Below are 25788 nucleotides of genomic sequence, written 5' to 3'. Positions count from 1 at the left end.
CTCGCAAAGGCAAGTTCCCAAGCATTACTCACCCGTCCGCCACTCGTCATCTTCTAGCAAGCTAGAAATGTTACCGTTCGACTTGCATGTGTTAGGCCTGCCGCCAGCGTTCAATCTGAGCCATGATCAAACTCTTCAATTAAATATATCGAAATATGAATCGTCGTTGTGACACTCTTAACGAGTGCCCACACAGATTGTCTTGTCTAAATTTTTAAAGAACATTCACTAAAAGCCGTTGCTTCTTAGCGACTCACCCTGTTCGAGTGAGGTGCGCATTTTACATCGTTTATTTTCGATGTCAACCATGTTTTTAAACTTTTTATTTGTTTGAAAACTTGGTTTCGCACTTGTTGCTAAGTTGGCTTTGTTTTTCTCGAAGCCCCCTCAGAACGTGGAGCGCATTATAGATACCTCCTGTGAAAGATCAACACTTAAATTGGATTTTTTTGCTTTTTAAGCCACTTTTGGTGTTAACCGCTCATTTCTGCATCATTTCTCGTTGCTCAATGCATCTTTCGACTAGTTTTTTCACATTTTATTGTTCAATTTGTTACAAATGAGTAAACTATGTACAGCCTCCAACACCATAATAAACAATAGAAAGGTAGGTATATGAAAGTAGGCTTTATTCAATGCGCTGTTATTAGCGCTATTTTTGCAATTGCAGGTTACTTGTTATTTTCTTCTGCTAGTTTAAACGTCCATGTTCCACTAACCGTATCAGCAGCTCTGCTGATCAGCGGTATCGTTACTCCTTGGCTAGCGTCTCTTATTCAAAGTCCATCTTCCTCAGATGCCAGAGCACATTCTAATGACGGATCAGTAGAAACCTTATACGTGGGTAATTTGCCTTATAGAGCAAACGAAAACGCAGTAAAGGAATACTTCAGTAGCTTTATTGAAGTACAGTCGGTTCGCTTAATGAAGGATCGCAAAACTGGAAAACGAAAAGGATACGGTTTTATCGAGGTTGTAACAGACGACCTAAACAGTGTTATCGATAAAACCAACGACTCAATCTTCCAGGAACGAACGCTAAAAGTTCGCCCTGCAAAGGACAAAGTCGAACACGCGTAATTCTACGTACGGTTTAAAGGCTATAAAAAAGCCCGGCTAGCTTTCGCTACCGGGCTTTTATATTAATGAATAGTTAGTTACTCACTCGTCTCAGCAGATTGAGGAAGTCCATTGAGTAATGTTTGATTGAAAGCATGAAATCTATTTATGGCAGATACAAGGTCTGGCACCTGCACATCTTTCATTTCACTGATCAACCCACCTATTAAGGTATTATAGTCTTCGTTACTTCCTAACGTACTTTCGGCATTAGCAAAAGTATCCATCATCTTCTCTAAATATTGAGCTATCGGGCTAACTACATTCCCGAACTTAGCATTATCACTTTTATCATCGTTATAATGCTGAATGTTCTCATATGTCTTTAATACTTCGGTCTGTGTTGTTCTGTTCAGCTGCAATGCGTAGCCAACCAACTCTTTATCGTCAAAACCTAAACTTAATGCTTCTTCAAACGCTTTGTCGATGTCACCATTGTAAAAGGTGTCTGCGAGATCCTGAACTTGACCAACCAAATCAGCTATCGACTCCAACTCATCTTCATCAAGTTCGCCCTTCAATGAAAAGCTAATACCGCTACGCTCATAATATTGATACGACGTTTGTTCTGTGTAAGACGTCGAGAAGCTGCTTTCACTTTGCTCACCACTATTGCCAGATTGCTCCTGAGAAGCCTGAGCCTGGAAGTTAAGTTGCTGGGACGCCTGAAACGAGCGAAGACTCTCAAAACTAAAACTCACTTCGTCGCCATCTTTAGTTCGAATCAGCAAGCTTCCGCTTTTCTCATCCGATGCAGCTACCGCGTTTAAGGACGAAAGCGTTACAGCGTTCGGCTGCTGTCGACCAAATATGTCAGTTTCCAGATCGTTTATTCCTGTATCGATGAGATCGCGGCTTTTTGTCATCCCTTGCTCAATCTCTTCATTCATAAAACCAGCGAGGTCTTTTTCAGCCATAGCGAATCCACGGCTTACGCCTTCTCTCGCTTGGCTAAATAAGCCATTAAGCTTTTCTTCGCTGGCACCACCGTTTGCCGCACCTCTAATGACGCCACCTACGAACTTAAGTACGTTTCTGGCAACTTTTTCAAAGTCGAACAAACTGTTCGACTTATCTTCAATGGTTTTCTCTTTGGCTTCTTGTGGCTTTTGGCCATCTATGACCAACGCTTGGTTAAGGCTGCTACTCACCACACGTAAGCCGATGCTAGTTTGGCTACTGGAAACAGATACTGATGCCGCTTGTTGTTTAGAAAACTCAGCCGCTTGCTGCAATCCGTCTTGCTGTAACTGCTTTTTCAACATTTCGTTCGGGTGAACTGATGCCTTTTGATCTGCTTTTTGATCGACCTTCTGGTCGCCCATAAAAGCCTTAATTTGACCCACGTTCATAATTTGATCCTCACTATCCTCAATCTTATTATCGGCAAAGAATCAGTATTGTTTAATTTTAATACAGCTTTTTTACTAGTTCGTTCCTAATAATAATGCAGAAGTAGATAGAGCTTGTTGCAGTTATTTTATAAGGGACTACAATTCGCGACCTCAATATTGAATGGAGAATTTTATGACCGCGACCGAACAACAACGCTATCAAGCTCAGTTGGACGAAAAAGTAGAACGTCTTACTGCGTTACTTTCTCCGTTCAATGCGCCTGACTTAACCGTATTTCCATCGCAACCAACGCACTACCGTATGCGCGCCGAATTTAGAGTATGGCATGAAGGCGATGATTTGTTTCACATCATGTTCAACCAGGAAACAAAAGAAAAGTACCGCGTAGATAGCTTTCCTCCTGCTTGTAAAGCAATAAACGATGCTATGGCGCTGTTGCTTGAAGAAGTAAGACCAAATGAAGTGCTAAGAAAGAAGCTTTTTCAAATCGATTATCTTTCTGCACTATCTGGCGAGCTTGTCATCAGCCTTTTATACCATCGTCAACTAGATGAGAAGTGGCAAGAGGCTGCAAAAGAATTAAAGGCGAAACTCGAGGCTCACTTTCCGAAAGTAAACATCATCGGCCGTGCGAGAAAACAAAAGCTTATTATCGACAACGATTTTGTTATTGAGCGCTTACCCGTTAATGGCAAAGAATTCATATTTAAGCATATCGAAAATAGCTTCACTCAGCCCAATGCCGAAGTGAACTGTAGCATGATTGAATGGGCACTAGATTGCGTAAAGCCGCTCTCTGGCGATTTACTGGAGATGTATTGCGGTGCAGGTAACTTCTCACTGCCGCTAGCGCTTCACTTCGATAATGTTGTGGGGACCGAAATAGCCAAGCCCTCTGTACAAGCTGCGCAGTTTAATATTGAACAAAATCAGCTTAATAATGTGAAGATCGTAAGACTCGCCGCTGAAGAATTCACTCAGGCTATGAAAGGTGAACGTACGTTTAGTCGCTTAGAAGGCATTGATCTAAGTACATATAATTTCACAACTGTATTGGTCGATCCACCAAGAGCTGGGTTGGATGAAGACTCGCTTAGAATGATTCAGGATTACGATAATATCGTGTATATCTCGTGTAACCCTGAAACGTTGGCGCAAAATCTTGAGCTTTTAAGTGAAACTCACGACGTTGCTCAATCGGCATTATTCGATCAATTCCCGTTTACTCATCACATTGAGGCTGGCGTTTTACTTACACGCAAAAGCTAGTTTTGGTAAAAATTGACAAGGCCTTTGGAGTCACAAAGGCCTATGAAGACATATTAGAATAAGGTGGCTTTGATTAGAGCAAACGATGTGGACTTAAAAGGCCAATCGCCACTAATTCAATTATACGCTTTTTTGCGTTGCACCTACTTGAACGAAGCGAAGCTGTGCTTTCACTCTCTCACCAATTTCGCGGCGAAGCTTATCATCAGCTTCTAGTGCTTCAGCACCTGCACTGAATACGAGCCTAACCATAGCATCAGCTTGAAGCTGCGCGCATGAGTATTCTACGCCCTGCTGTTCAATAATGTAGTCGGTCAACTCGTCGATGAAGTGTTGAATCTCTCTAAATACTGCCAACCGATAAGCCGACGACGTACCAGTATGCTCGCGTAATAATAAACGAAATACGTTTGTATTTGCCGCAATAAATTCCATGAAGGTTTCAACAGAAGTATGTATTACGCCACCTCCAGAGGCTATACGCCGCCTTGCCTGACGCATAAGCTGCCGCAATGCTAAACCGGCTTCATCCACCAGCGTTAAACCTAATTCGTCCATATCTTTGAAGTGTCGATAAAAAGACGTAGGTGCTATACCTGCCTCTCGGGCAACTTCACGCAAGCTGATTGCAGATAAGCTGCGGTTTTCATCGAGCAAAGAAAACGCAGCATGAATGATATTTTGGCGGGTTTTTAATTTCTGTTCTTGTCGACTCACATTCGCACCATAGGTTGATTAGCTCTAAACGGCTTGATGATTTTTAGCGCTTAGGGTTGAAGCCCTTACGTCATCTGTATAGCCATTAACGCAATCAAACTTCGTACATCAAAGACTAGCATGTGTAGTTTATCGCAACACACACCAGTGGGGAAAGAGAAACAGAATCATCTCTTTTATAAACAAGCATTAAGCGGAAAAAGCCACAATTAACGAGCGCTTCAGCGTAGCTTTACTATAATTAAACTTTACACATGTAAGCAGAACTAATCTGGGTTTTGCTTGCCTGAAGCCTCGTAAAACGATAAATTAGCGAACAGTTGTAAGCCAAGTTGTATAAAATGAAAAAACCTCCTCTTATCCTTACTAATGTGCTGGTATTTATTATATCTGGCGCAATTGCGTTTATTGGTGTGCCGCTATGGGTGGCGTATCAAGGCATCGATTGGGCAGAAATCGGTGCGGCTATATTCCTATTTTACTTTACCGGTATGTCTATAACTGCCGGCTATCACCGCTTATGGTCGCATAAAACTTACGACGCCAATGTGGTAGTTCGTGTGATCCTTGCGATTGGTGGCGCTATGGCGCTGCAAAATAGTATTTTGCACTGGTCGTCAGATCATCGCGTTCATCATCGTCATGTTGATGATAACGACAAAGACCCCTACTCTGCGAAGAAGGGGCTTTGGTTTGCGCATATCGGCTGGATGTTGCGTGAGTATCAGGCCAAACGTTACGATGACTACAGTAACTGTAAAGATCTTCAAAAAGATAAAGTGGTGATGTGGCAGCATAACTACTATTTGCCCATCGTGCTGGCGGCCAACTTTGGTATCACAGGTCTTCTGGGCTATTTAAATGGTGACGTATTAGGCATGATCTTGGTAGCCGGTGTACTTCGCCTGGTGCTAGTGCATCACGTAACCTTCTTTATCAATTCGCTTGCTCATTTTTGGGGTAGCCAGCCTTACACCGATAAAAACACAGCACGAGATAACGGTATTCTTGCGTTTTTTACCTTTGGTGAAGGTTATCACAATTACCATCACATCTTTGAGTACGACTACCGTAATGGCATTCGCTGGTATCAGTTTGATCCTACAAAATGGCTTATTAAAGGATTATCACTAGTAGGTCTTACGTCAAACCTTCGCAAGGTTCCAGAAGAGCGCATCGAGAAAGCATTGGCTGCCATGCAGCTGCAAAGAGCAAGCGAAAAAGTCTCGCTGTTACCAAATGCAGAAGAAATGATGCACACCATACAAGAAGAATACGATTTGTTAATGCAGCGTATGAGTGATTATTACGCAACGAAAAAACGCGTAATGCGCGTTAAGCAACGTACGCTAAAGCGCAGCATTGAGGGATTAGAACTTGCGTATAAATATAAAGAGCTGAAACATGCCTTTGCTGTACAGAAAGAGAAATGGACACAGCTACAAAGCCTGTCCCTGCAAATGGCATAAGCTAACGCTCTGCATTACGAGTTGAACCTATAAAAACCACATAAGTGTCTGCTTATGTGGTTTTTTTTATTCTATAGTTGGAATTACAAAGCAAGTAAGGTAGTTATACTAAAACCAGAATCATTCATTTTGTATTGCGGCCAACCTAGTGGTGACATCGCATTACAAAAGTAACAACATGGGAAAGTAAGATGGCAACGAAGCAAAAAACTAAAGCCCCGTCGTATCACTATGACGTAATAGTTATTGGCACAGGTCCTGGTGGAGAAGGCGTTGCAATGCAGCTTGCCAAAGCCGGAAAAAAAGTGGCGGTTGTTGAGCGCTACGAGGCAGTGGGAGGGGGCTGTACCCATTGGGGGACCATTCCATCAAAAGCGCTTCGTCACTCAGTAAGTCGTCTTATTGAATATAACTCTTCTCCCTTGTTTGCCGACAACCACTTAAGTAAGAGTCTTACGTTTTCTGACATCATGCGCCATGCTAGCGGTGTGGTAAAAAGCCAAACTAGACTTCGTTCTTCATTCTACGATAGAAACCGCGTAACGCTTTTCCACGGTGAAGCCAGCTTCGTAGATGCGCATACGTTAGAGATAACCCGTAAAGATGGCTCGAAAGATACAGTCACTGCCGGTCAAATTGCTATCGCAACAGGTTCACGCCCCTATTGCCCTAAAGACATCGACTTTAGCCACCCTCGAATATACAACTCAGACACTATCTTATCTTTAAATCACGATCCCAAGTCCATCATAATTTATGGCGCTGGGGTAATCGGCTCCGAATATGCCAGCATCTTCAGAGGCTTAGGTGTCAAAGTTGACCTGGTGAACATGCGCGATCGACTTTTATCTTTCCTAGATGACGAGATCTCTGACGCGCTCAGTTATCACCTGTGGAACAATGGCGTACTCATCCGTCACAATGAAGCCTACTCTTCGGTTGAAGCTACCGATGACTCGGTTATTTTAAACTTAGAGTCGGGCAAGCGTATGCGCGCAGATTGTCTCTTGTTTGCTAACGGAAGAACGGGTAATACAGATACACTTAAACTCGAGAATATTGGTTTAAAAGCCGATGGCAGAGGCCAACTCAAGGTTAATGAAAATTATCAAACTGACGTAGACAATGTATTTGCAGTCGGCGATGTCATTGGCTATCCAAGTTTAGCATCTGCGGCTTATAACCAAGGTCGCTTTGCCGCTGAAGCTATGCTTGGCATAAAAACACATTCGGCATTGGTAGAAGATATTCCGTCAGGCATATACACCATCCCAGAAATAAGTTCTGTTGGTAAAACAGAGCAAGAGCTTACTGCAGCGAAAGTGCCTTATGAAGTGGGAAGAGCCCAGTTCAAACATTTGGCCAGAGCGCAAATTGCGTCTACGCAGACAGGAAGTTTGAAAATTTTGTTCCATCGAGAAACAAAAGAGATCTTAGGGATCCATTGTTTTGGCGAACGTGCTTCTGAGATTGTCCACATCGGCCAAGCGATAATGCAGCAAAAGGGCGAAGGCAATACCATAGATTACTTCGTTAACACTACATTTAACTATCCGACCATGGCTGAAGCTTATCGAGTTGCTGCCATTAATGGACTGAATAGGATTTTCTAACGGACACAAAAAAGCCGGCGAAATTGTCGCCGGCTTCTGTGTGTTAACTAAAAATTAGTTACGGTTCGCAGCAAGCGCGTTAAGCGAATCTTTATGTGCTACGATATCAATGTGCATATTTTCTTGATCGAACGTCATTGTTGCAATGGCGTAGTCACCCTGACTTTCGCTTGCAATGTCGATCAACTTTGCTTGTGCATCACGGAAACGAATGTTATTGCCGATTTTGTCAGACATACATTGGTTATTCATTTCGAATGTTTTCGCATCCATGCAATCGAAAAGCTGGTTATCTCCAGATTCCGCATGCGCAATACCAAAGGCCGCTGATAGAGCTAGGGTTAGTACTACTTTACGCATGTTTTTTCTCCTGTGTTACAGTCTACTACTGTCACTATTAAACATACTGTATATACATAAGATAGTCAAACTGAGATCATAGTTTTATGACAAAAGTATGACAAAGTGAAATATTTGGAGAAAAATTTGAAAGGGCACAACGCATTGGTGGTTAAAGCAAGGAATTGCAGGCTGTGCGCCCCTTATTTGCCACAAGAGCCCAACCCTATTTTTAACACTGCACCATCAACCAAAATACTCATTGTTGGACAAGCGCCGGGGCTAAAAGCGCATGAAAGGGAAACAGCTTTCGAGGATCCTAGCGGGGATCGTTTACGCGATTGGCTTTCTGTCTCGAGAGAGACCTTTTATAACCCGCGCTTAGTCTCGGTTATGCCAATGGGCTTCTGCTTCCCCGGTTATAAAAATGGCGCCGATGCACCACCTAGAAAAGAATGTGCGCCTACGTGGCACAATGAATTTCTCTTCTATTTAAAACCCAAAATAACGCTTTATGTCGGGCGCTACTCACAACAGTATTATCTTCCACAATTCAAAACGCTGACTGAAGCTGTGCGGACACCATCTGAGTCCCATTTTGTATTGCCTCATCCATCAGGTAGAAACAACCGATGGCTGGCCAAAAATCCTTGGTTCGAGCTTGAGATCCTTCCTGCCCTAAAACGCACTATTGCGTCTGTTTTATCAGCCTAATCTTGTTCTTCAAGAAACGCTAAAAGCGCATCGAACGGCATCGGCTTCGCATACAAGTAACCCTGAGCCTCGTCACATCCTAGTTTTATCATGTAACTCGCCTGCTCTCGCTTCTCTACACCTTCTGCAATAGTTAATAAGCCGAGCTTATTCCCTAAAGTTACAATGGTTTCAGCAAGTACAGCACTGGCTCCGGGTTTGATATCTTTGACAAAAGAGCGATCTACCTTCAAACGATCTAACGGCAATTGTTGAAGATAACTCATTGAAGAGAAACCCGTTCCAAAGTCATCAATAGCTATTTGAACGCCAAACTCTTTCAATGAACGCAATGCGTCTATTACAATTTGCGGTTCATCCATCACTACGCTTTCTGTGATCTCTAGCTCCAAAAGGCTTGGGTCACAATTTGCGTTAGATAGCGCCTGCTTCACTTTGTCTACAAATAGCCTGTCACGGAACTGCGGAATAGAGATGTTAACGGCAACTCTTAGATGGCCATAACCTTTCTCTTTCAACTCCTGAAGACGACGGCATGACTCTTCTAGCACCCATTCACCGATATCAACGATGAGACCTGAATATTCGGCAAGTGGTACAAACACGGCAGGTGAAATGTATCCCCCTTCCCCATTGGGCCAGCGTAGTAAGCCTTCCATGCCAACCACTCTTTCATTCAGCAAGTCCACTTGCGGCTGAAACCACAATTCCAGCTTTCTTGCTGCAAAGTCGCTTCTGAGTTGGCGAATCATATCTAGACGCCAAGTCGTCTGATCTTCGATGTCTTTGGCGTAATATTCAAAGTTATCGGTGAGATTTTTCTTTGCTCGGTTTAGCGCAATATTGGTACGCTTCAAGATCTCAATGCCGATGTGGCGCTTATTGTCTAATTTGCACAATCCAAGGGTGATGTTTACCGGAAGGGTGTGATCACCGACCTGAAACGAAGACTGGAAAATATTATTGATAGACTTTGGGCATACCAGTTCGTCAGGGCCGATAAGTCCAAAAACATCGGCGCCTATGCGGCCTTTTTTCACTATGCTGTCAAAAGATGACTGAAAGCGGTCGCTGATGGCACGTAGCAGTTCGTTACCAACTTCTTGCCCTAACCCATCGTTAATGTCAGAGAAATGGTTTACATCGATAAGGGCTACGCTGTAATTCTCTCCCGCAAATAAATTAGGTTTATCTAACATATTGATAAACTCGTTGCGGTTAGGTAGACGCGTTAACCAATCTCGAAATGCGGCGTTTCTTAACTCATGGAAAAGATTGACGTTTTCGTAGCCTACCGAAATGCTCGAAAGAAAAACTTCAAGTAAGTGCTTGTCTAACTCACTTATTTCATGAGTTTGACGCACGAAAACGGCGGCTTCAAAACCTGCGCGGCTGATATAAAGCACAGAGCAACTAGGTTCAAATATGTGCTTTTTCAGTCGTAGACAACGGCTAATATTTTCTTCAATCTCGAGATTCTTGAGAGTAAAAACGGGCTGGTTAATATATTTCGCATATTCGCCAGCTGCACCAAGTACGTAAACCTCTTCGTCTTCTCTATCCAGCAGCGAACCCGCTCTTGCACAGAGTAAACCCTCAGAATCTAAGCCAATTAGCGAACTTATCTGAGTAACTACGCCTTCACAAAACTCTTTTACTGAGTGCTCTTCAAACAAGTTGGCTGAAGAAGTAATAATCTTTTCTAAACCAGCACGACTTTGGCTAATCGTCACAATTTGCTGATACGAGCGAAGCGAGGAAATAATAGTGGTAAGGAGTTTAGCGCGAGTAAGTTCAGTCTTCGTTTTATAATCGTTGATATCGTAAACTTTAATGACTTGCTCTTCAGGCGCGTAGCCGGGCTGGCCTGTACGCAGAATAATTCGAGGTTCAACTAACTTCATGTCTTCGCGGATGTATTTAACAACATCAAAGCCCGCGTCATCTGTCTCCATGACGACATCAAGTAAGATTATGGCAATGGTGTTGCCATATTCATGAAGCATTTCTTTGGCTTGTTTTGCAGAATAAGCATGAATAAAGTTTAACTTTCTATCGTTTACGATGAGATCAGAAAGCGCTAGACGCGTTACCGTGTGAATCTCTTCATCGTCATCGACAATAAGAATGTTCCAGTCTTTGCCCAACAAAACTTGTTCTTCAACTGAACCATCATCATCTAAAAAAATTAACTCGTCGTTATCGTAATCCATTGCCGACATTACCGCTCATTTCCTCGATACATACAAAACAAGAATGCGCTATTCATTGTATTAAGGCGACGATTACATTGATAAATGGGTTACGCAATGCAATAGTGCTCTCATGTTACATGCCATTTTACATTCGATCATTTAAGCATTTATGAAGATTACATCCCAGCACTTTTCCCCTGAAGTCAAAAAACCTCAGCAAACAGAGGAGAAGACTGTCAAGGTGACAGCAGAATCGCCTGCGGCTGAGAAAGCGGCCAGCAACACAGTGAAAACCGATGCTAGTCGCCAACGTATGCTTTCATGGTTTGCCAGAGTGGGAATTAGCCCCTCTATGATGTCTCCTGATCCTAAAAAGCAAAAGCATGCGCTAGAACGAAGAAAACAAATTTTAGAAACCCAAAAAGCGAGCAATCTTCAAGCTGTATTAAATATAGCATTAAATGTGACGATCAACGAACAAACTAGCGATAATCTTGATCCCGACTGGTTTTTTGCATTTAGTACCATGGCTGAGGAAATTTATAGCCCACCTATGCAGGAATTATGGGGAAAGATTTTTGCTGTTGAAGTGGCGCGCCCAGGTAGCTTTTCACTGCGTACCCTTCAGCTATTAAAAACGTTAACACATAGGGATGCCCAAGTATTCAATAAGGCTGCAAATGTGGCCAGTAGAAGAAATAACGACACGGTGCCGCGCATATTAGTGGGCTACCACAAACGTAAAGGCTTGTTCTCTCTTCTGAAGCGCCCCGTTCCCGAACAGATAAACTTAGCCAACGTTGGGTTGAGTTACCCTGATTTGTTGTCTTTGCAGGAAATGAAATTAATTTACGCGAGCGAGATTGAAAGCGGTGAATATGCTGAAGGTCAGCAAGTCACGTGGCGATGTGTTAATGAAAATATCTCATTAACTAGTAAGACGTCGGGGGTTGCCTTGGTGTATTACAAGTTCACTTCGGTGGGCAGTGAACTGTATAAATTAGTGACTAAATCGCCCAATGAAGCCTATTTAACTAGCATAAAGTCGGTATTGGGCGAGGTATTTAACGTAAGTTAAATACCGTCACCAAACTCGTGCAGTCCACACTCGCGTTTCAATCCAAAGAAACGCGTATCTTGTTCGCTCATTCCTTCCTGAAGAGATTGTGTAGTATGCCAATCACCAATGGATACGTACCCTTGCTCCCAGAGCGGATGATAAGATAGATCATTATCTTTTAAATAATAATGTAGGTCTTTATTACTCCAATCAATGATTGGGTAAAGTTTGAACTGCTGCCCTACTTTTTGAAGTACCGGAAGCTTTCCTCTAGTGTCAGACTGGCTTCTGCGCAAGCCCGCAAACCATGTACCCGCATTAAGGTCACTTAATGCCCGCTGCATAGGCTCGACTTTGTTCATTTTGTTGTATTTTTCAATACCTTCAATGCCTTGTTCCCAAAGTCTACCAAACCGCGCTTCCTGCCATGCAGAAGACATATCTGCACTGTACACGTGAAGATTTAACTTCAACTTCTCTACAAGCTCATCAATGAACTTGTAGGTCTCAGGAAAAAGATAACCTGTATCGGTAAGCACAACTGGAATATCCGGCTGTGCCTGTGTAAGCATATGCAGCATAACCGCCGACTGTGCTCCGAAGCTCGAAGACACAATATGAGTATCGGGCAAGTTTTCCAGCGCCCAAGCAACTCGCTCTTGCGCTGTCATTTTCTCCAACGTCTCATTGATATCAGCAAGGGCTTCCTTACTGATATCGAGCGTTAAAGGCTGCTTTGTCGCTGTATTATTCGTCATAGAAATCCCGTGCGGAGTCTACTACTGGTTTTACAACACCAGCGCGAACCACAAAATCACCAAACGCTTCACCCGCTTCACGCTCCTTCGCCCATTGGCCAAGCAGCGTATCGAGTTCAGCCATGATTTCCTGTTCGCTAATGTTTTCTCGATACATACGTGGAATACGCGTACCTTCTCGGTTTCCACCCAAGTGCAAATTGTATTTACCTGGGCCCTTACCTACTAAGCCAACTTCAGACAGCATCGCTCGACCACAACCGTTCGGGCAGCCCGTTACACGGAAAATAACGCTGTCTTCCTCTAAGCCGTGCTTAGCTAGCAAACCTTCTAACTCTGTAACGGCATCAGGCAAGTAACGCTCAGCTTCAGCCATGGCTAGTGGACAGGTTGGCAATGCAACACAAGCCATTGAATCTAGTCGCTGGTTTGAAATTGATGGTGCTATTAATCCATGTTCACGGGCTAATGCTTCAATCTTGTCTTTGTCTTGCGGCGCTACACCGGCAATAATCAAATTCTGGTTGGCAGTTAAACGGAAATCACCTTTATGGATTTTGGCAATTTCTGCACAGCCTGTTTTTAACGTTTTGCCTGGGTAATCCAAAATACGGCCGTTCTCGATGAACACGGTAAGGTGGTATTTACCGTCAATGCCTTCAACCCAGCCAAATCGATCGCCGCGACCTGTGAACTCGTAAGGTCGACTTTCTTGGAACGTCACACCCGCGCGCTTTTCAACTTCAGCTTTAAAGTTGTCTACCCCTACACGCTCTAAAGTGTACTTGGTCTTTGCGTTCTTACGGTTAACACGGTTACCCCAATCACGCTGGGTTGTTACAACCGCAGCGGCAACGTCGAGCGTGTTTTCAAGCGGAATAAATCCGAAGTCAGACGCTTTTCGTGGATACGTGCTCTTATCACCGTGGGTCATCGCAAGACCACCACCCACAAGTACGTTAAAGCCAACTAGCTGGCCGTTTTCTGCAATCGCCACAAAGTTAAGATCATTCGCATGAACATCTACATCATTTTGCGGAGGAATAACTACTGTCGTTTTAAATTTACGCGGCAAGTAGTTATCACCCAAAATAGGCTCTACAGGCTTTTCAGTTGTTTCAACTTTCTCGCCATCTAACCAAATTTCTGCATACGCTCGAGTTTTAGGAAGTAAGTGTTCACTTATCTTTTTAGCCCATTCAAACGCTTGAAGATGTAACTCAGATTCCACAGGATTTGACGTACATAATACGTTTCGGTTTACGTCGCCGGCCGTAGCAATAGAGTCTATGCCCACTTTATTTAGCATTTGGTGCATAGACTTAATCTTTGGCTTTAACACACCGTGGAACTGGAACGTTTGACGGGTAGTTAAACGAATGCTGCCATACATGGTGTGATCGGCGGCAAACTTATCAATGGCTAACCATTGGTCTGGGGTGATAACACCACCAGGTAAGCGGGCACGCAACATCACATTGTGAAGCGGTTCAAGTTTCTGCTTTGCACGCTCAGCGCGAATATCGCGGTCGTCTTGTTGGTACATACCGTGAAAACGAATGAGCTGGAAATTGTCAGCTGTAAAGCCACCGGTCAGATCATCTTTAAGATCGGTCGTAATTGTGCCACGCAAATTATTACTTTCGCGCTTTAAGCGCTCGTTGTCAGCCAGTTTGCCCTCAACGATAAATGGTGATTTTTCGTTACTCATTAATAGACATCCTTCTGATAACGTTTCGCTTTTCGTAACTCTACAACATAGGCTTTTGCATCGGCTTCAGATTTACAGCCGTGCTCTTGCACAATACTAATTAGGGCGTTCTCTACATCTTTCGCCATGTGCATTGCATCGCCACACACATAGAAGTGCGCGCCCTGCTCTAGCCATTCGTACACTTCTTTCCCGTTTTCAAGTAAACGGTGCTGAACATATACTTTTTCTTCTTGGTCACGAGAGAATGCTAGCGTAATTTTGTCTAGCAGACCTTCTTTAACGTAACTTTGCCATTCCACCTGATACAGAAAATCTTGTGTGAAATGTGGGTTGCCAAAGAACAACCAGTTTTTGCCTTCAGCACCTTGTACGTCACGCTCTTGCATGAACGATCTAAACGGCGCAATACCCGTGCCCGGACCAACCATAATGACAGGGGTATTCGGATCAGCAGGCAAACGGAAGTTGTCGTTGTTCTCAACGAAGACTTCTACGTCACCATTTTCTTCTAAATACTCACACAAAAAGCCCGACGCGCCACCTTGATGACGATGCCCAAACGCTTCATAGTCGACGTGAGCTACGGTTAAATGTACTTCTTCTTCCACTTCGGCTTGGCTAGATGCTATAGAATACAAGCGAGGCGTTAGTGGTCGCAGAGCATCGACAAGCTGCTGTGCAGAAAGTTTACCCGGATGGTCGCGAACAATATCAATGATTTGACGTTCAGCCATGTAAGTGCGTAGCTGCGCTTTATCTTCCATTAGTGCAGCCAGCGACTCAGAGCCCGTCGCCTCTTGATATGACTTAATAAAATTAGGGTAGCTTAGTGTTAATTCAAGCTTTGACTTTAACGCTTCGGTGAGTGACATGGTCGCGTCAGCCACAGAGACTTCTGCATTGCCGTCTAGTGACAAAATGCTTATAAGCTCTGACACCAACGATGCCGCATTTTTAAACCACACACCAAGTGCGTCACCTGGCTTATAGGTAATACCGCTACCTTCAAGGCTTATCTCAATATGACGTATATCTTTAACGGAATCACGACCTGTGATTTTCTGTGATTCAATTAAGGTTGCTTTAAACGGCGCTTTTTTGGTGTATGTTTGCGCTGCTACACTTTGTACTGCCGCGCCAGTTTGCGCCGCTACTGCAGCTTGCGGAGCAGCACTAAAATCGTCTTTTAGCGAGTCGATTAGCTTGCTCAGCCATGCCTCGGCTTCCGCTTCATAGTCGACGTCACAATCTAGTCTCTCAACAATGGCTTTGCCGCCAAGTTTACCTAAGCGTTCATCGAAATCTTTACCCGTCTGACAGAAAAACTCGTAGCTACTGTCACCCAAGCCTAAAACGGCATATTTGGTATTAGCTAGCTTCGGGGCTTTTTTACCCGCCAAGAATTCATGTAACTCAATAGCATCGTCTGGCGCGTCGCCCTCACCATGGGTACTCACAAATACCGCAAGGTGAGTTTCTGCCTTCAAGTTACGCGGCTTGTAATCAGCCATGCTAACTAGCTTACTATTAAAGCCCGCTTCTTCAGCTTTCGCTTGGCATTGCGCAGCAACACCTTTTGCATTGCCGGTTTGTGAACCGTACAAAATAGTTAGCGTTGGCGCATCACCCGCTACTGCAGGAGTGCCTTGCATCATTGGTGCGACCGAACCACCTTGCGCAGCAGCCATGCCCGCAGCATAACCACTTACCCAAGTAAGTTGATCACGATTTAAGCCTGCAATGGCTTGCGTAATCGCATTCCACTGCTGTTCGTTTAATACCGCGCCTGGCGCTGAGTTCGAATTAGAATCTTGTGACATAGTCTTTTAGCCTTTTATCAATGGCGCTAAGGCTAACGGCTTTCTTCAAGAAGAGAAAAGAATAAATGAAACTTTTTTATTACTGAAAGTGCTAATGACTGTGCGAATAGGTAATAACACGATCGAATTTTTGCAAGGAGCAATAAAAAAGGCGTGAGCTGCAATAACAGTCACGCCTTTTAAAATAAGTAGTTAGGGCCTAAAAATGTAGTTCAAGGCCTGCAAATACGCCGTCGAATTCCATATCAGCGTACACGTCATCAAGGTCTTCGATATCAACCGTTACATTTCTGTAACCCACCTGAAGCGTCATATCAACGGCTAAGCTTTCAATGAATGAGTACTGAATTGCAGCTTGATAGTCACTTAGTTCATGGTCGTCAAACGACAAATAACTTCCTTCAAAGTATGCTGATAAACCTGTGAACGGTAATCCTAATTGAACCTTGGAATAAGCCATCGGAACAATGCCAGAAAATTCTGCTGACCCACTTGTGTCGCTTGCTCTATCTACAACGAACAGTGCGCCATCGATGTACTTCGCATTAACACCTAAGTCAAAGCTTACTAAGTCGTTGTCAAATAACTCGTAGTACAAAATGAAATCGGTAGCATCAAGTTCCACTTCAGTATTAACCGTTGTGCTTTCAGTAAATAGTTCGCCGTCAAAAGTGAATTCAGACTGAAGCGTTGTGGTGCCCGAGTTATCTAATGTCGTGTGATTTACTTTTACGTTAGGTAAAAACGGTACCGGATGCTCAAAGGCAATGTATAGCGCCGTATTGGTCTCATCATCAAAGTTAAAGTCAGCGGTGTTGTTGCTATCAGCAAAACCGCCCTGCGTATCAGTTTGCCATACTTGGGCTCCAACATATACGCCTGCGATAGTGTCTGCTTGAGATGAAACTGAAACTAATGCGCATCCCAATGCGGCAGCTATAAGACCCTTTTTCATTAATTATCCTTGATTAAGAAGTTCTGAAAGTTCAATTAAAGCAGCGTTTGCACGAGAAATATAGTTTGCCATTACCAAAGAATGGTTCGCTAGCATGCCGAAACCGCTGCCATTTAAAATCATGGGACTAAATACCGACTGTTGTGTCGCTTCCAGTTCCCGAATAATTTGCTGAAGACTAACCAATGCATTCTTATCTTCCAGTACATCGTAGAACTCAATTTCTACGGCTTTTAGAAAATGAAGCAAAGCCCATGTAGCTCCGCGTGCTTCATAGAAATTATCGTCTAGTTTCCACCAACTCGTTTTAACTACACGCTGGCTGGCTACAGGAGAAGACTGTTTAGCATTTGAGTCACCCGCCAAATCGGTATTTATTCTCGCCGATCCTACGCTGGCACTAAGTCTTTGTGAATAACTACCCAAACGTTTTTCTACCTGTTTCAACCACTCGCGTAAGTTGTCTGCTCGAGTATAAAACTGACTGTCGGTATTTCGGGTATTGGCTAACTCGTCACGGTATTTTTTTAGAAGCGCTATACCATCGGCATAACTTGATTCAGAAGAAGGCAATGCCCAGCTTTTGTGGTCCATATTGAACTTAGGATGGGCCTTTGTAAGATACGGATTTTCAATAGACTGAGATTGAGAGCGGCTAAAGTCTTTGCGCATTGAAAGTGCCAGATCGCGCACCATTTCCAGCGCACCGAACTCCCATGCAGGCATGTTATCTAAAAAGATGCCGGGAGGAGTAATATCGTTAGAAAGATACCCACCTGGCTTATCAATTAAGGTTTCTGACACATCGATCATAGTGGTGGTCAATGTGTAACCCGCAATATTGGTTGGGTTTTCAACTGGCGAGTTTTGTTCTAAGCGCTTTCTAACATCAAATGTATCTGGGGATAAACTCCAGTACCAACCAATTAGCCAGAAAAGCAAAAATATCACCACAGCGACAATCGCTATCCGTTTTGAGTTAATAGATTGTCTCATATAACACCAACCTTCCTTTTAAATAACAAATAGCCGACGGAGGTCAGCTATTCGTGGTCTTTATACTATGTGAAAAATGCGAAACCTTTATGACGGCTGTCTAATATCACCATCTTTTACTACGTTAACACAACTTAAATAAAATTATGATGATTATACATTATGGTGCATATTTCCGTCATTTTGCTGCTTATAGGCGGCAGAATTTCGGTTTTTCAGTGCATAGAGCGCAATTGCGATAAGTATTATTGGCCAAAATGCACTTACGCCCACAACTAATAGCGCTAAAAACCCCGCGCCAAGCGCTAACAGAATGGTGCCAACAACGCTTACAGCAACCACAAATCCAACGATAGCTAGGACTACGCCAACTAGCGACAATACTGCTACGTTTTCCCATGGACTTAGTAAATCATCTGACATAACCAGGTGCATACCTAACCAGCTATCAACCAAACTGCCTAAACAGTTCACCAGAATAATGGCGATGACCAATGCAATTAGAAAGTTTTTCATTACACTAATCTCGGCAATAAAATTACGGCTGCAACATAAGCTAATAGTGTAATAGGTGTCGCGATAAACAACCCAGCAACGGCAGCCGCTCTCACCCATACTGCATCTATATCAAAATAACGTGCAACCCCTGCACACACACCTGAAATGATTCCAGAATCAAGGTCTCTATAAATTCGCTTTTGTGATGGTACTTTCATCATCTTCTCCAAAAATGCTTACTTCGATATCTACAATATGGGCTTGCGGTACTTGAGGTCGCTTACGCGACCTTTTTCTTTTTAAGTTCAGCCAATTCCTTTTCAATAGCTTCATCCGCTTCCATTGCGTCGAACTGTGCTTGCAATGAAGTTGCTTCATTTGACTTTGTTAAGTCATACGCATCGACTTGCGCTTCTAAGTGATCAATACGTTGTTCGTAACTCTCAAAACGCATCATGGCATCATCAATTTTGCCTTCATGGTCAGCCTGTTTTACTTTCAAGCGTGTTTGCGCTGAATGTTTACGCTGAACCAGCGTTTTTTGCTTAGCCTTGGCTTCCGCCAATTTACTGTTCAAGCGCGCGGTATCGCCTTGGATCTTTTCGATACTTTCTGCAAGATGCGCTTCTTGTTCTTCAAGAGAAGAAAGTTTTGCGACATATTTTTGCTTTTCAATTAGCGCAGCTTTAGCCAATGACTCCTTATCATTATTCATTGCGATTTGCGCTTTGTGCTGCCACCCTTCTACTTCCTTTTTCGCAGACGCGATGTGACGCGTTAACGTTTTCTGCTGGGCGATAAATCGTGCTGCATCGGTGCGAACCTCAACTAATGTTTCTTCCATTTCTTGAATAATCAAACGAATGATTTTTTCAGGATCTTCAGCCTTATCTAACATCGCATTGATGTTTGCTTGAACAATATCGTTTATGCGTGAAAACATACCCATGATTATTTCTCCGTTAAAAGTAGTGTTGTGGCTTCCAGCACTTATTCTTCGTGACGCTACCGCTGGTTACCGCTGACTGAGTTCTTCTCAACAGTTAAACTATTACAATGAACATGCCAATTTCGTAACCAATTGATTAGTATAGACTTAATAGATTTTAGGAAAACAAAAAGCTGTTCACTTCGCAACCAAATACAATTTATTAGCGTATTTAACCAACGACATTGTTAAATTGACCAACCACAGTTTTTTTAATTTCAAGCTGTGCTTCACGCACAAAAAAAGCGCCTTTCGGCGCTTTTAGTGAATAAGTACATCGAATTAATCAGCATCTTCGTCTGCCGAACTACCTTCAGGCGAAGTGGCTACAACTAAATCAGTTACACTGACTTTACCGTTACCACGCACTTCCTGTGGGCTTAACTCGAAGTGATAAGTGGCGTTCGCCACAGCCTGATATACGTCTGCTTTAATTTCCTGCGATGTGGTAGCCACTGCATTTGAAACCACATTAGTCAAAAACGTTTGAAGCACTGACTCTTCTGCATTTGCTACGCTGCTTGCCATGCTTGCCGTCAGTAAAGTTGCTGCGATTAGTGAAGTTTTCATAATTTCCCTCTGAATTTAGTCAGTGCAACAACACGCCGTTGTTGCGATACTTAGAGGATTGCGAGAGCCGTGCCAACTCCTTAAAAAGAGCTTAAACAGTTGATTATTTTAGGAATAAACAAAAAAGCTCGCGAGAGAGCGAGCTTTTTAAAATTGAACAAATATTAAACTTTAGTCAAAACTACTAAGTCGTTAGTCATTTTGACTATTGTACGCTGCCACTTCTTTTTGGGCGCTTTCTACTGCGTCTAATGCATTTAGCAGTAAATTGGGATCTGGGTTTTTGCCTGTACCATTTTGGCTTAAGTATCTACGCCAAATACGCCCACCTGCTTGTCCTTGGTAAAGGCCTAATATATGCCGTGCTGCATGCCAGGGCTTAAAATACGGGTCGTCTTGGCGTTCAATATATTGCTGCATTTTAAGCACTACTTCACGACGTGACATGCCCTGAGCTTCAGTATCTCCGAAAATCTCTTTATCCACTGTCGCCATAATATACGGGTTGGCGTACACCTCTCGCCCTACCATAACACCGTCTACAAACTCTAGCTGCTGCTGGGTTTCTTCTAGCGTTTTAACGCCGCCATTAATGCTAATAGATAATTCAGGACGAGCCTGTTTCAGTCTATGAACCCGCGGATAGTTTAACGGCGGAATTTCGCGGTTTTCTTTTGGACTTAACCCTTGTAGCCACGCTTTTCTTGCGTGAACAATAAAGGTATCGCATCCCGCGTCTGCTACGGTATCTATGAAACGAGCAAAATCTTCATCTTCGTCCATATCATCAATACCAATACGACACTTAACCGTAACAGGGATATCTACCGCTGACTGCATGGCTTTAACGCAATTGGCTACCACCTCTGGCTGGGCCATTAGACATGCACCAAAACTGCCGTTCTTAACCCTATCACTTGGACAGCCTACGTTTATGTTCACTTCATCATAGCCACGTGCTTGTGATAATTCGGCACACTTAGCCATGTCAGACGGATCGCTCCCACCCAGTTGAACCGCTACCGGGTGTTCTTCTTGGTTATACCCCAAATAGTCACCCTTGCCATAAATAATTGCGCCCGTGGTGACCATTTCCGTATAAAGGAGTGTGTGCTTAGACATTAAACGTAAAAAGTAGCGACAATGGCGGTCTGTCCAATCCAGCATTGGAGCGACAGAGAATCTTCGGTCAAGAGTTTGAACAGTAGTATTCAATTTAAGCCTATGTTTTGTATAGATAATATTTAACTCTTCGAGTAAATACCAAATGCGGTATTTATCCTTTTAATTCCTTATTTTCACTGTATCGGGGTCCAAAAAGAGTCTTTTTGGGGCCCAAGTTTTTAGGCGGAAAATAAGATGGCGTATTATAGCATTACTAAGACGACGAGAAAAAATATCAATGTCTATCGCGTGAGAGTAAGAAACAAAGAGTCGGGAGTTATTACTTTTTCAAAATCGAAAACATTTCAAAACAAGGCAGCCGCAGTGAAGTGGGCTAAGGGCATGGTTCACAAAATTGAACGGCATTTAGTTGATGTCGACATGGAGCTAGTTGATTGCACCGTAGCAGAGTTAATAACTAAGTATCTTGATGCGAAGCAAAATAGTAATAGACCTATTGGCAGAACTGCACTTTATACACTGCAAAATATAGCTAAAAGCGACTTTGCGAAAATGCTCGTGTCTAAAATTAACGCTAGTGATGTGGTGAGCTATTGCCTTGAACGCAAAACGTCTGACTCTTCCCCTTCGCCTGCTACACTCTCTGTTGACGTTAGCTGCATCAGAAAAGTATTTCGTGTCGGTAAAAGTATGTTTGGTATAAACGTAGACGACCGCCCTATCGTTGATGCTTACCCTGCGCTCCACGACTTAAGGCTAATTTCACGTAGCAACGAAAGAGAGCGCAGACTAGAAGGAAACGAGTTTGAAATACTATTAGATGCGTTAAAAGAAAAGCAGCAACATCACTGCTGTTTAATTCCATATCACGATATTTTTCTCATATCGATACTCACTTGTTGTCGAATAAGCGAAGTCTGCAAACTTAGATGGCGAGATTTAGATATAAAGCAAAAAACGATTGTTGTGAGGGATAGAAAAAATCCGAATGGCAGCATTGGCAATCACTGCATTCTACCACTTCTTGGCGATGCGCTAGATATCATTTTGAGACAGCCTCAGACTGACGAGCGTGTATTCCCATTTAATTCTCGTTCGATTACAGCGGGCTTTCGGCGAACAAGACAAAAGCTTAATATCCCTGATCTTCGCTATCACGACCTCCGTCGTGAAGGCGCAAGTCGACTGATTGAGATGGGTTATTCGGTTGAAGAAACAGCGCGAGTAACGGGGCACCGTGACCTAAACGTACTATGGCGAGTTTATGTAAATATCAGACCTCAGCATTTTCTAGAGCGTAAAATGATGTAAGTAATCTAACTAATTGAATAATATTAAAAATAGCTTTCTCAACCCCATCATATAACTAAAAGAGACTTACTAATAAAAAATAATTCTATATCGGCAAATAGCCACATTAGCACGCAAAATGGCAGTTATTGTAACAATAACTGCCATCACGCTTTGTTTTAGGCGTTTCATAAAATAATGTAAAACATCGGTTTTTTAATTTCGCTGACAGGAATAGCTCAGAAAAACGCATGAATTACAATCGCTCCCGTGGAACAAAACCAGAGTTTCACGACATAACAAAAAACGCAACCTGTTGATTCAGATAAATAAAAGTAGGAACATCGTGTAATTAAAAAACAACGGCTACCCCCTGTTATACCAACAATGCTTTTAGAACAGTTAGTTAAAAACAATATTCGACCTGTAATTCAATTTAAGAATAACAGGTATATTTGTCGTTATAGAAACAACGAACATAAAATAGATAGAGAAGCAAAATTCGATAATGAAAAGGATGCAGTCGCATGGCGCTCAGAGATGATAAAAACATACGGAGCCATAAAGAACAAAGGGCCTGCCGGAAAAAACACTCTTATAAAACGAACAGAGAAGGCAATCTCGACTTCATCACAGCTCAAGATGTACATTTTGTTTTGGCTTGACGCCATTCGCGATGTACCCTACAAACCAGCTGCAAGTACCATTGCGAGTCTAAAACATATGCTCAAATACGATATTGTTAGGACTCCAGTAAACAAATTAGATTATACAACTCTATCTCGTTATATGGCGCAACGCGCTCAATCACTTACCAAACCTAGTGCGAGTACGCTTAATGTCGACATGTCTGCTATCAATCGCGTTATCAATGATGTTAATGCGCATCTAGATATCGCGTTCGATAATAGTGCTCTAATAAATGCTGGCCGACTACTCCGAAAAAGCGGGCAGATCAAAGGGTCTGGTGAAAAAGAGCGGCGCTTGAGGCATGGTGAATGGAAGCTATTACTTAAGGGAATTTACGCAACCAAAAAAAATAGAGCTCTAAGACAAAATTATACGCTAATACTTCGGCTATACATTAGTACAGCATTGCGCTGTTCAGAGTTGCTTTCTCTTACATGGGAGGATGTAGATATTGAAAACTCAACAATTAACCTTGTTATACTCAAACAAAGAGGAAAGCGAAAAGGCTTGGTAAAATCAATACCGATGCTCGATAAAACGAAAAAGCTTTTTCTAAAACTCCGTCCTCACGACTTCTCCTTGAAAGAGCCCATTTTTCATATAAGGGCAAAGTCTATGTCCACGGACTTTACGAAGTTCGTAAAAAGTGCCGGTATTAAAGGCCTCTCGTTACATGACCTCCGGACGGAAGGCATTAGCCGTATGTTAGAAATGGGGTTAACCATACCGATTGTGGCATGTTTTACAGGTCATCGCGAACACACAACTATAACCCGAATTTACACCAATTTGTGTGCAAAGAGAGTAGCCACCAAGGTTAGCTTAATTGCCCAAGTTAATAATATTCAATCTGAATGGCATTAAATTATTCGCGAAAATCAGACATTCTCGGCTAACGCGAAGGGCTCGATTAATTCATCACCGCAATGCATTTTTAAATACCAACGATTTCTAGCTTATCGTTAGTGTCATAACTTGTATTGTCCGACAGGGAACCCTTTTAATTGTTGAGCTAAATACTCAAAGCTTGCTTTATCTTTAGCAAACGCTTTTCAAAATCTTGCATATCATATTTACTCAGATGGACAGCAGAGCGGTCAAGCCGCTCTGAGAGCTCCGCTACTCGTCCACAAACCTTGCTCATAATGATGGCATCCAGCTTCAACTTTTTGACTAAACGAAGCCCTCTGATAGAAGTTAATAATTTTCGCCTAGGCGGGGTTATGTAACGCTCTATGTCGATAAGCAACGCGTCTAAGCGTTTTCTAGTAACGACACAATTGCCTTCAGAGGTTTTAATTGAACTCTTCATTGCAATAGTATTTCCAGAAATCCGCGTACTTTTAGAACGCTTCTTGCTAGCATTAATAAGCCGCACTTTTTCAGCAATAACCTCTTTGGTTAAGTGCTGAGGGCCGGATCTGGCTGGGGTTACCGAATCAGGAGCATCGTATTTATCGCTAACATTTTTGGCTTGTGTATTTTCAAATACCTCGGGAGTTACCCCGTTAGAGTTAGTATCGTCATTTTTTGATTCAATATTTACAGATGCGTAGCTCTCGCCAGTATATCGAGCCTCTTGAAAGTGGATATTCCTTACAGTGGAAGTCTCAATACTTTTCTGTTCAGGCGATGTGCAATTCAGAGTCTCATGACAAGACTTTCGATATATAGAGAGTTCATCGCTACCCTCACTGCTAGAACTTATGCTATTAGAGAGAATAGGCTCAGCGTCGTCGGCTACAGGTTTGCCCCCCTGCCCACCGGGCGTGTTGTTATACCCAAACTCAAATGTCCTATATTTCTTGATGTATAGTTGCTCAAACTCATCTAAATCCTCTTCTCTGCATTCATTAATAACGAAAAACGTAAACTTACTAGCACCTTTGGTATTCCATGCATGCTGCAACCCATCGTTATGATGCTTACCATTATTCAAGGTTCGTACGTGCTGCCGGAGCCGTTTACCTATATCTCGGGCTTGACCAATGTAAGTAGCAAAGTCATTCGAATAAATGCAGTAGATTCCGGTCTTATTTTTGTGCTTCTGAAAAAATGATTCCAAGTTTCTTTTAGGGGCGAAGGCAACTTTGGATATTGGATGTTTTTGCTTGCTGTATTGCCTCTGTGTGATAGGTGACGCTTTGTTATGGCTAAACTCTGGGCGTATGTATTTTTTTTGAGCTTTTCTAGGGTTAGATTTCTGAATTGTCAGGATTGGATAACTCGTCACATTCCATTGTGGAGCGCTTAATATAAACTCTAAAGGAAAGTCTACTTGGGCTTGAATTTTTTTTAGCTGAGAATAGTCATCGGCAGTCAAAAAGCCGACAATGGTCCCCGCAGCAAATATATTTCCATTTTCTTCATAAATGTTATTTTGTTTTACATAACAGCTTGTCGGTCCCGCATATATTTTTTGGAGCTCTTCTGGTTCAATACCGGTTTCATTTAGAATCCACTCGCGCCCTACTACGGCAAATGAAATGGGAAGACTGTTTTGTATATCCATTACTATTTAACTATTTGATGA

At 42.8% G+C, this 25788-nt stretch carries 23 protein-coding genes and 1 rRNA gene; 8 read left to right on the top strand and 16 right to left on the bottom strand.

What is annotated here, in order from left to right:
- Positions 1-142 (bottom strand): 16S ribosomal RNA (locus tag BGK61_RS13560); the annotation flags it as partial.
- 473 nt (positions 143-615) lie between these two features.
- Between BGK61_RS13560 and BGK61_RS13555 the strand changes: the two genes are divergently transcribed.
- Positions 616-1080, top strand: a complete 465-nt coding sequence (locus BGK61_RS13555; RefSeq protein ID WP_014950707.1) for an RNA recognition motif domain-containing protein — start codon at positions 616-618, stop codon at positions 1078-1080.
- 77 nt (positions 1081-1157) lie between these two features.
- On the opposite strand, the gene BGK61_RS13550 is transcribed toward BGK61_RS13555, so the two are convergent.
- The gene (locus BGK61_RS13550; protein WP_076011081.1) at positions 1158-2471 is read right to left on the bottom strand and encodes a DUF5610 domain-containing protein; all 1314 of its coding nucleotides are present in this window, start codon (positions 2469-2471) and stop codon (positions 1158-1160) included.
- A 175-nt stretch (positions 2472-2646) separates the two neighbouring features.
- On the opposite strand from BGK61_RS13550, the gene trmA reads away from it, so the two are divergent.
- On the top strand, positions 2647-3744 hold the full coding sequence (gene trmA / locus BGK61_RS13545) for a tRNA (uridine(54)-C5)-methyltransferase TrmA (protein ID WP_081099447.1): 1098 nt from the start codon (positions 2647-2649) through the stop codon (positions 3742-3744).
- Positions 3745-3864: 120 nt separating this feature from the next.
- Here the strand turns inward: trmA and fabR are convergent, their stop codons facing one another.
- Positions 3865-4461, bottom strand: coding sequence for an HTH-type transcriptional repressor FabR (gene fabR, locus BGK61_RS13540; protein WP_076011080.1), 597 nt, complete (start codon positions 4459-4461; stop codon positions 3865-3867).
- A gap of 341 nt (positions 4462-4802) precedes the next feature.
- On the opposite strand from fabR, the gene BGK61_RS13535 reads away from it, so the two are divergent.
- On the top strand, positions 4803-5930 hold the full coding sequence (locus BGK61_RS13535; RefSeq protein WP_076011079.1) for an acyl-CoA desaturase: 1128 nt from the start codon (positions 4803-4805) through the stop codon (positions 5928-5930).
- 191 nt (positions 5931-6121) lie between these two features.
- The gene (gene sthA / locus BGK61_RS13530) at positions 6122-7543 is read left to right on the top strand and encodes a Si-specific NAD(P)(+) transhydrogenase (protein ID WP_076011078.1); all 1422 of its coding nucleotides are present in this window, start codon (positions 6122-6124) and stop codon (positions 7541-7543) included.
- A 54-nt stretch (positions 7544-7597) separates the two neighbouring features.
- On the opposite strand, the gene BGK61_RS13525 is transcribed toward sthA, so the two are convergent.
- Entirely contained in the window at positions 7598-7903 is a 306-nt protein-coding gene (locus tag BGK61_RS13525; RefSeq protein ID WP_014999558.1) for a hypothetical protein, read from the bottom strand.
- 114 nt (positions 7904-8017) lie between these two features.
- Here BGK61_RS13525 and BGK61_RS13520 point away from each other — a divergent pair, with 114 nt between their 5' ends.
- A complete protein-coding gene (locus BGK61_RS13520; protein WP_044556846.1) occupies positions 8018-8596 on the top strand; it encodes a uracil-DNA glycosylase family protein in 579 nt (192 codons plus the stop codon).
- Here BGK61_RS13520 and BGK61_RS13515 read toward each other — a convergent pair.
- Positions 8593-10818 carry a bifunctional diguanylate cyclase/phosphodiesterase gene (locus BGK61_RS13515; RefSeq protein ID WP_014999560.1) on the bottom strand — a complete coding sequence of 742 codons (2226 nt, stop codon included), beginning with the start codon at positions 10816-10818 and terminating at the stop codon, positions 8593-8595. The two genes, BGK61_RS13520 and BGK61_RS13515, sit on opposite strands and share 4 nt — an antisense overlap.
- Positions 10819-11032: 214 nt before the next feature.
- Here BGK61_RS13515 and BGK61_RS13510 point away from each other — a divergent pair, with 214 nt between their 5' ends.
- Positions 11033-11869, top strand: a complete 837-nt coding sequence (locus BGK61_RS13510) for a TIGR03899 family protein (RefSeq protein ID WP_014999561.1) — start codon at positions 11033-11035, stop codon at positions 11867-11869.
- Here the strand turns inward: BGK61_RS13510 and BGK61_RS13505 are convergent.
- The 10 genes from BGK61_RS13505 to dusA all read right to left on the bottom strand — a co-directional run bounded on the left by BGK61_RS13505 (position 11866) and on the right by dusA (position 21365).
- A complete protein-coding gene (locus BGK61_RS13505; RefSeq protein WP_014999562.1) occupies positions 11866-12609 on the bottom strand; it encodes a phosphoadenylyl-sulfate reductase in 744 nt (247 codons plus the stop codon). The genes BGK61_RS13510 and BGK61_RS13505 overlap by 4 nt on opposite strands.
- Complete coding sequence (gene cysI / locus BGK61_RS13500; RefSeq protein WP_076011076.1) at positions 12599-14320, bottom strand: assimilatory sulfite reductase (NADPH) hemoprotein subunit; 1722 nt, start codon at positions 14318-14320, stop codon at positions 12599-12601. Before cysI ends, BGK61_RS13505 begins: the two co-directional genes overlap by 11 nt.
- Complete coding sequence (locus tag BGK61_RS13495; RefSeq protein ID WP_076011075.1) at positions 14320-16143, bottom strand: assimilatory sulfite reductase (NADPH) flavoprotein subunit; 1824 nt, start codon at positions 16141-16143, stop codon at positions 14320-14322. Before BGK61_RS13495 ends, cysI begins: the two co-directional genes overlap by 1 nt.
- 199 nt (positions 16144-16342) lie before the next feature.
- A complete protein-coding gene (locus tag BGK61_RS13490; RefSeq protein WP_076011074.1) occupies positions 16343-17098 on the bottom strand; it encodes a TIGR04219 family outer membrane beta-barrel protein in 756 nt (251 codons plus the stop codon).
- 3 nt (positions 17099-17101) lie between these two features.
- A complete protein-coding gene (locus BGK61_RS13485) occupies positions 17102-18094 on the bottom strand; it encodes a DUF2333 family protein (protein WP_014999565.1) in 993 nt (330 codons plus the stop codon).
- A gap of 153 nt (positions 18095-18247) precedes the next feature.
- The gene (locus tag BGK61_RS13480) at positions 18248-18610 is read right to left on the bottom strand and encodes a hypothetical protein (protein WP_076011073.1); all 363 of its coding nucleotides are present in this window, start codon (positions 18608-18610) and stop codon (positions 18248-18250) included.
- Positions 18610-18810: a PspC domain-containing protein gene (locus tag BGK61_RS13475; protein ID WP_014999567.1), complete on the bottom strand. Its 201-nt coding sequence runs from the start codon at positions 18808-18810 to the stop codon at positions 18610-18612. Before BGK61_RS13475 ends, BGK61_RS13480 begins: the two co-directional genes overlap by 1 nt.
- Before the next feature lie 62 nt (positions 18811-18872).
- The gene (pspA, locus tag BGK61_RS13470) at positions 18873-19541 is read right to left on the bottom strand and encodes a phage shock protein PspA (protein ID WP_076011072.1); all 669 of its coding nucleotides are present in this window, start codon (positions 19539-19541) and stop codon (positions 18873-18875) included.
- A gap of 321 nt (positions 19542-19862) precedes the next feature.
- On the bottom strand, positions 19863-20150 hold the full coding sequence (locus BGK61_RS13465; RefSeq protein ID WP_076011071.1) for a hypothetical protein: 288 nt from the start codon (positions 20148-20150) through the stop codon (positions 19863-19865).
- A gap of 192 nt (positions 20151-20342) precedes the next feature.
- Positions 20343-21365 (bottom strand): tRNA dihydrouridine(20/20a) synthase DusA, encoded by a 1023-nt coding sequence (gene dusA / locus BGK61_RS13460; RefSeq protein WP_076011070.1) that lies wholly within the window; start codon positions 21363-21365, stop codon positions 20343-20345.
- Between the two features lie 144 nt (positions 21366-21509).
- Between dusA and BGK61_RS13455 the strand changes: the two genes are divergently transcribed.
- Together BGK61_RS13455 and BGK61_RS13450 are read left to right on the top strand one after the other, a co-directional pair.
- The gene (locus BGK61_RS13455; protein ID WP_076011069.1) at positions 21510-22586 is read left to right on the top strand and encodes a site-specific integrase; all 1077 of its coding nucleotides are present in this window, start codon (positions 21510-21512) and stop codon (positions 22584-22586) included.
- Between the two features lie 366 nt (positions 22587-22952).
- The gene (locus tag BGK61_RS13450) at positions 22953-24119 is read left to right on the top strand and encodes a tyrosine-type recombinase/integrase (protein WP_076011068.1); all 1167 of its coding nucleotides are present in this window, start codon (positions 22953-22955) and stop codon (positions 24117-24119) included.
- Positions 24120-24267: 148 nt separating this feature from the next.
- On the opposite strand, the gene BGK61_RS13445 is transcribed toward BGK61_RS13450, so the two are convergent.
- A complete protein-coding gene (locus BGK61_RS13445) occupies positions 24268-25767 on the bottom strand; it encodes a GIY-YIG nuclease family protein (protein WP_076011067.1) in 1500 nt (499 codons plus the stop codon).
- Positions 25768-25788 lie beyond the last annotated feature (21 nt).

This window comes from Alteromonas abrolhosensis (genome assembly GCF_001953635.1).
GTDB lineage: Bacteria > Pseudomonadota > Gammaproteobacteria > Enterobacterales > Alteromonadaceae > Alteromonas > Alteromonas abrolhosensis.
Note: the sequence above shows the minus strand (reverse complement) of the source record. Positions and strands in the feature narration are given on the sequence as shown.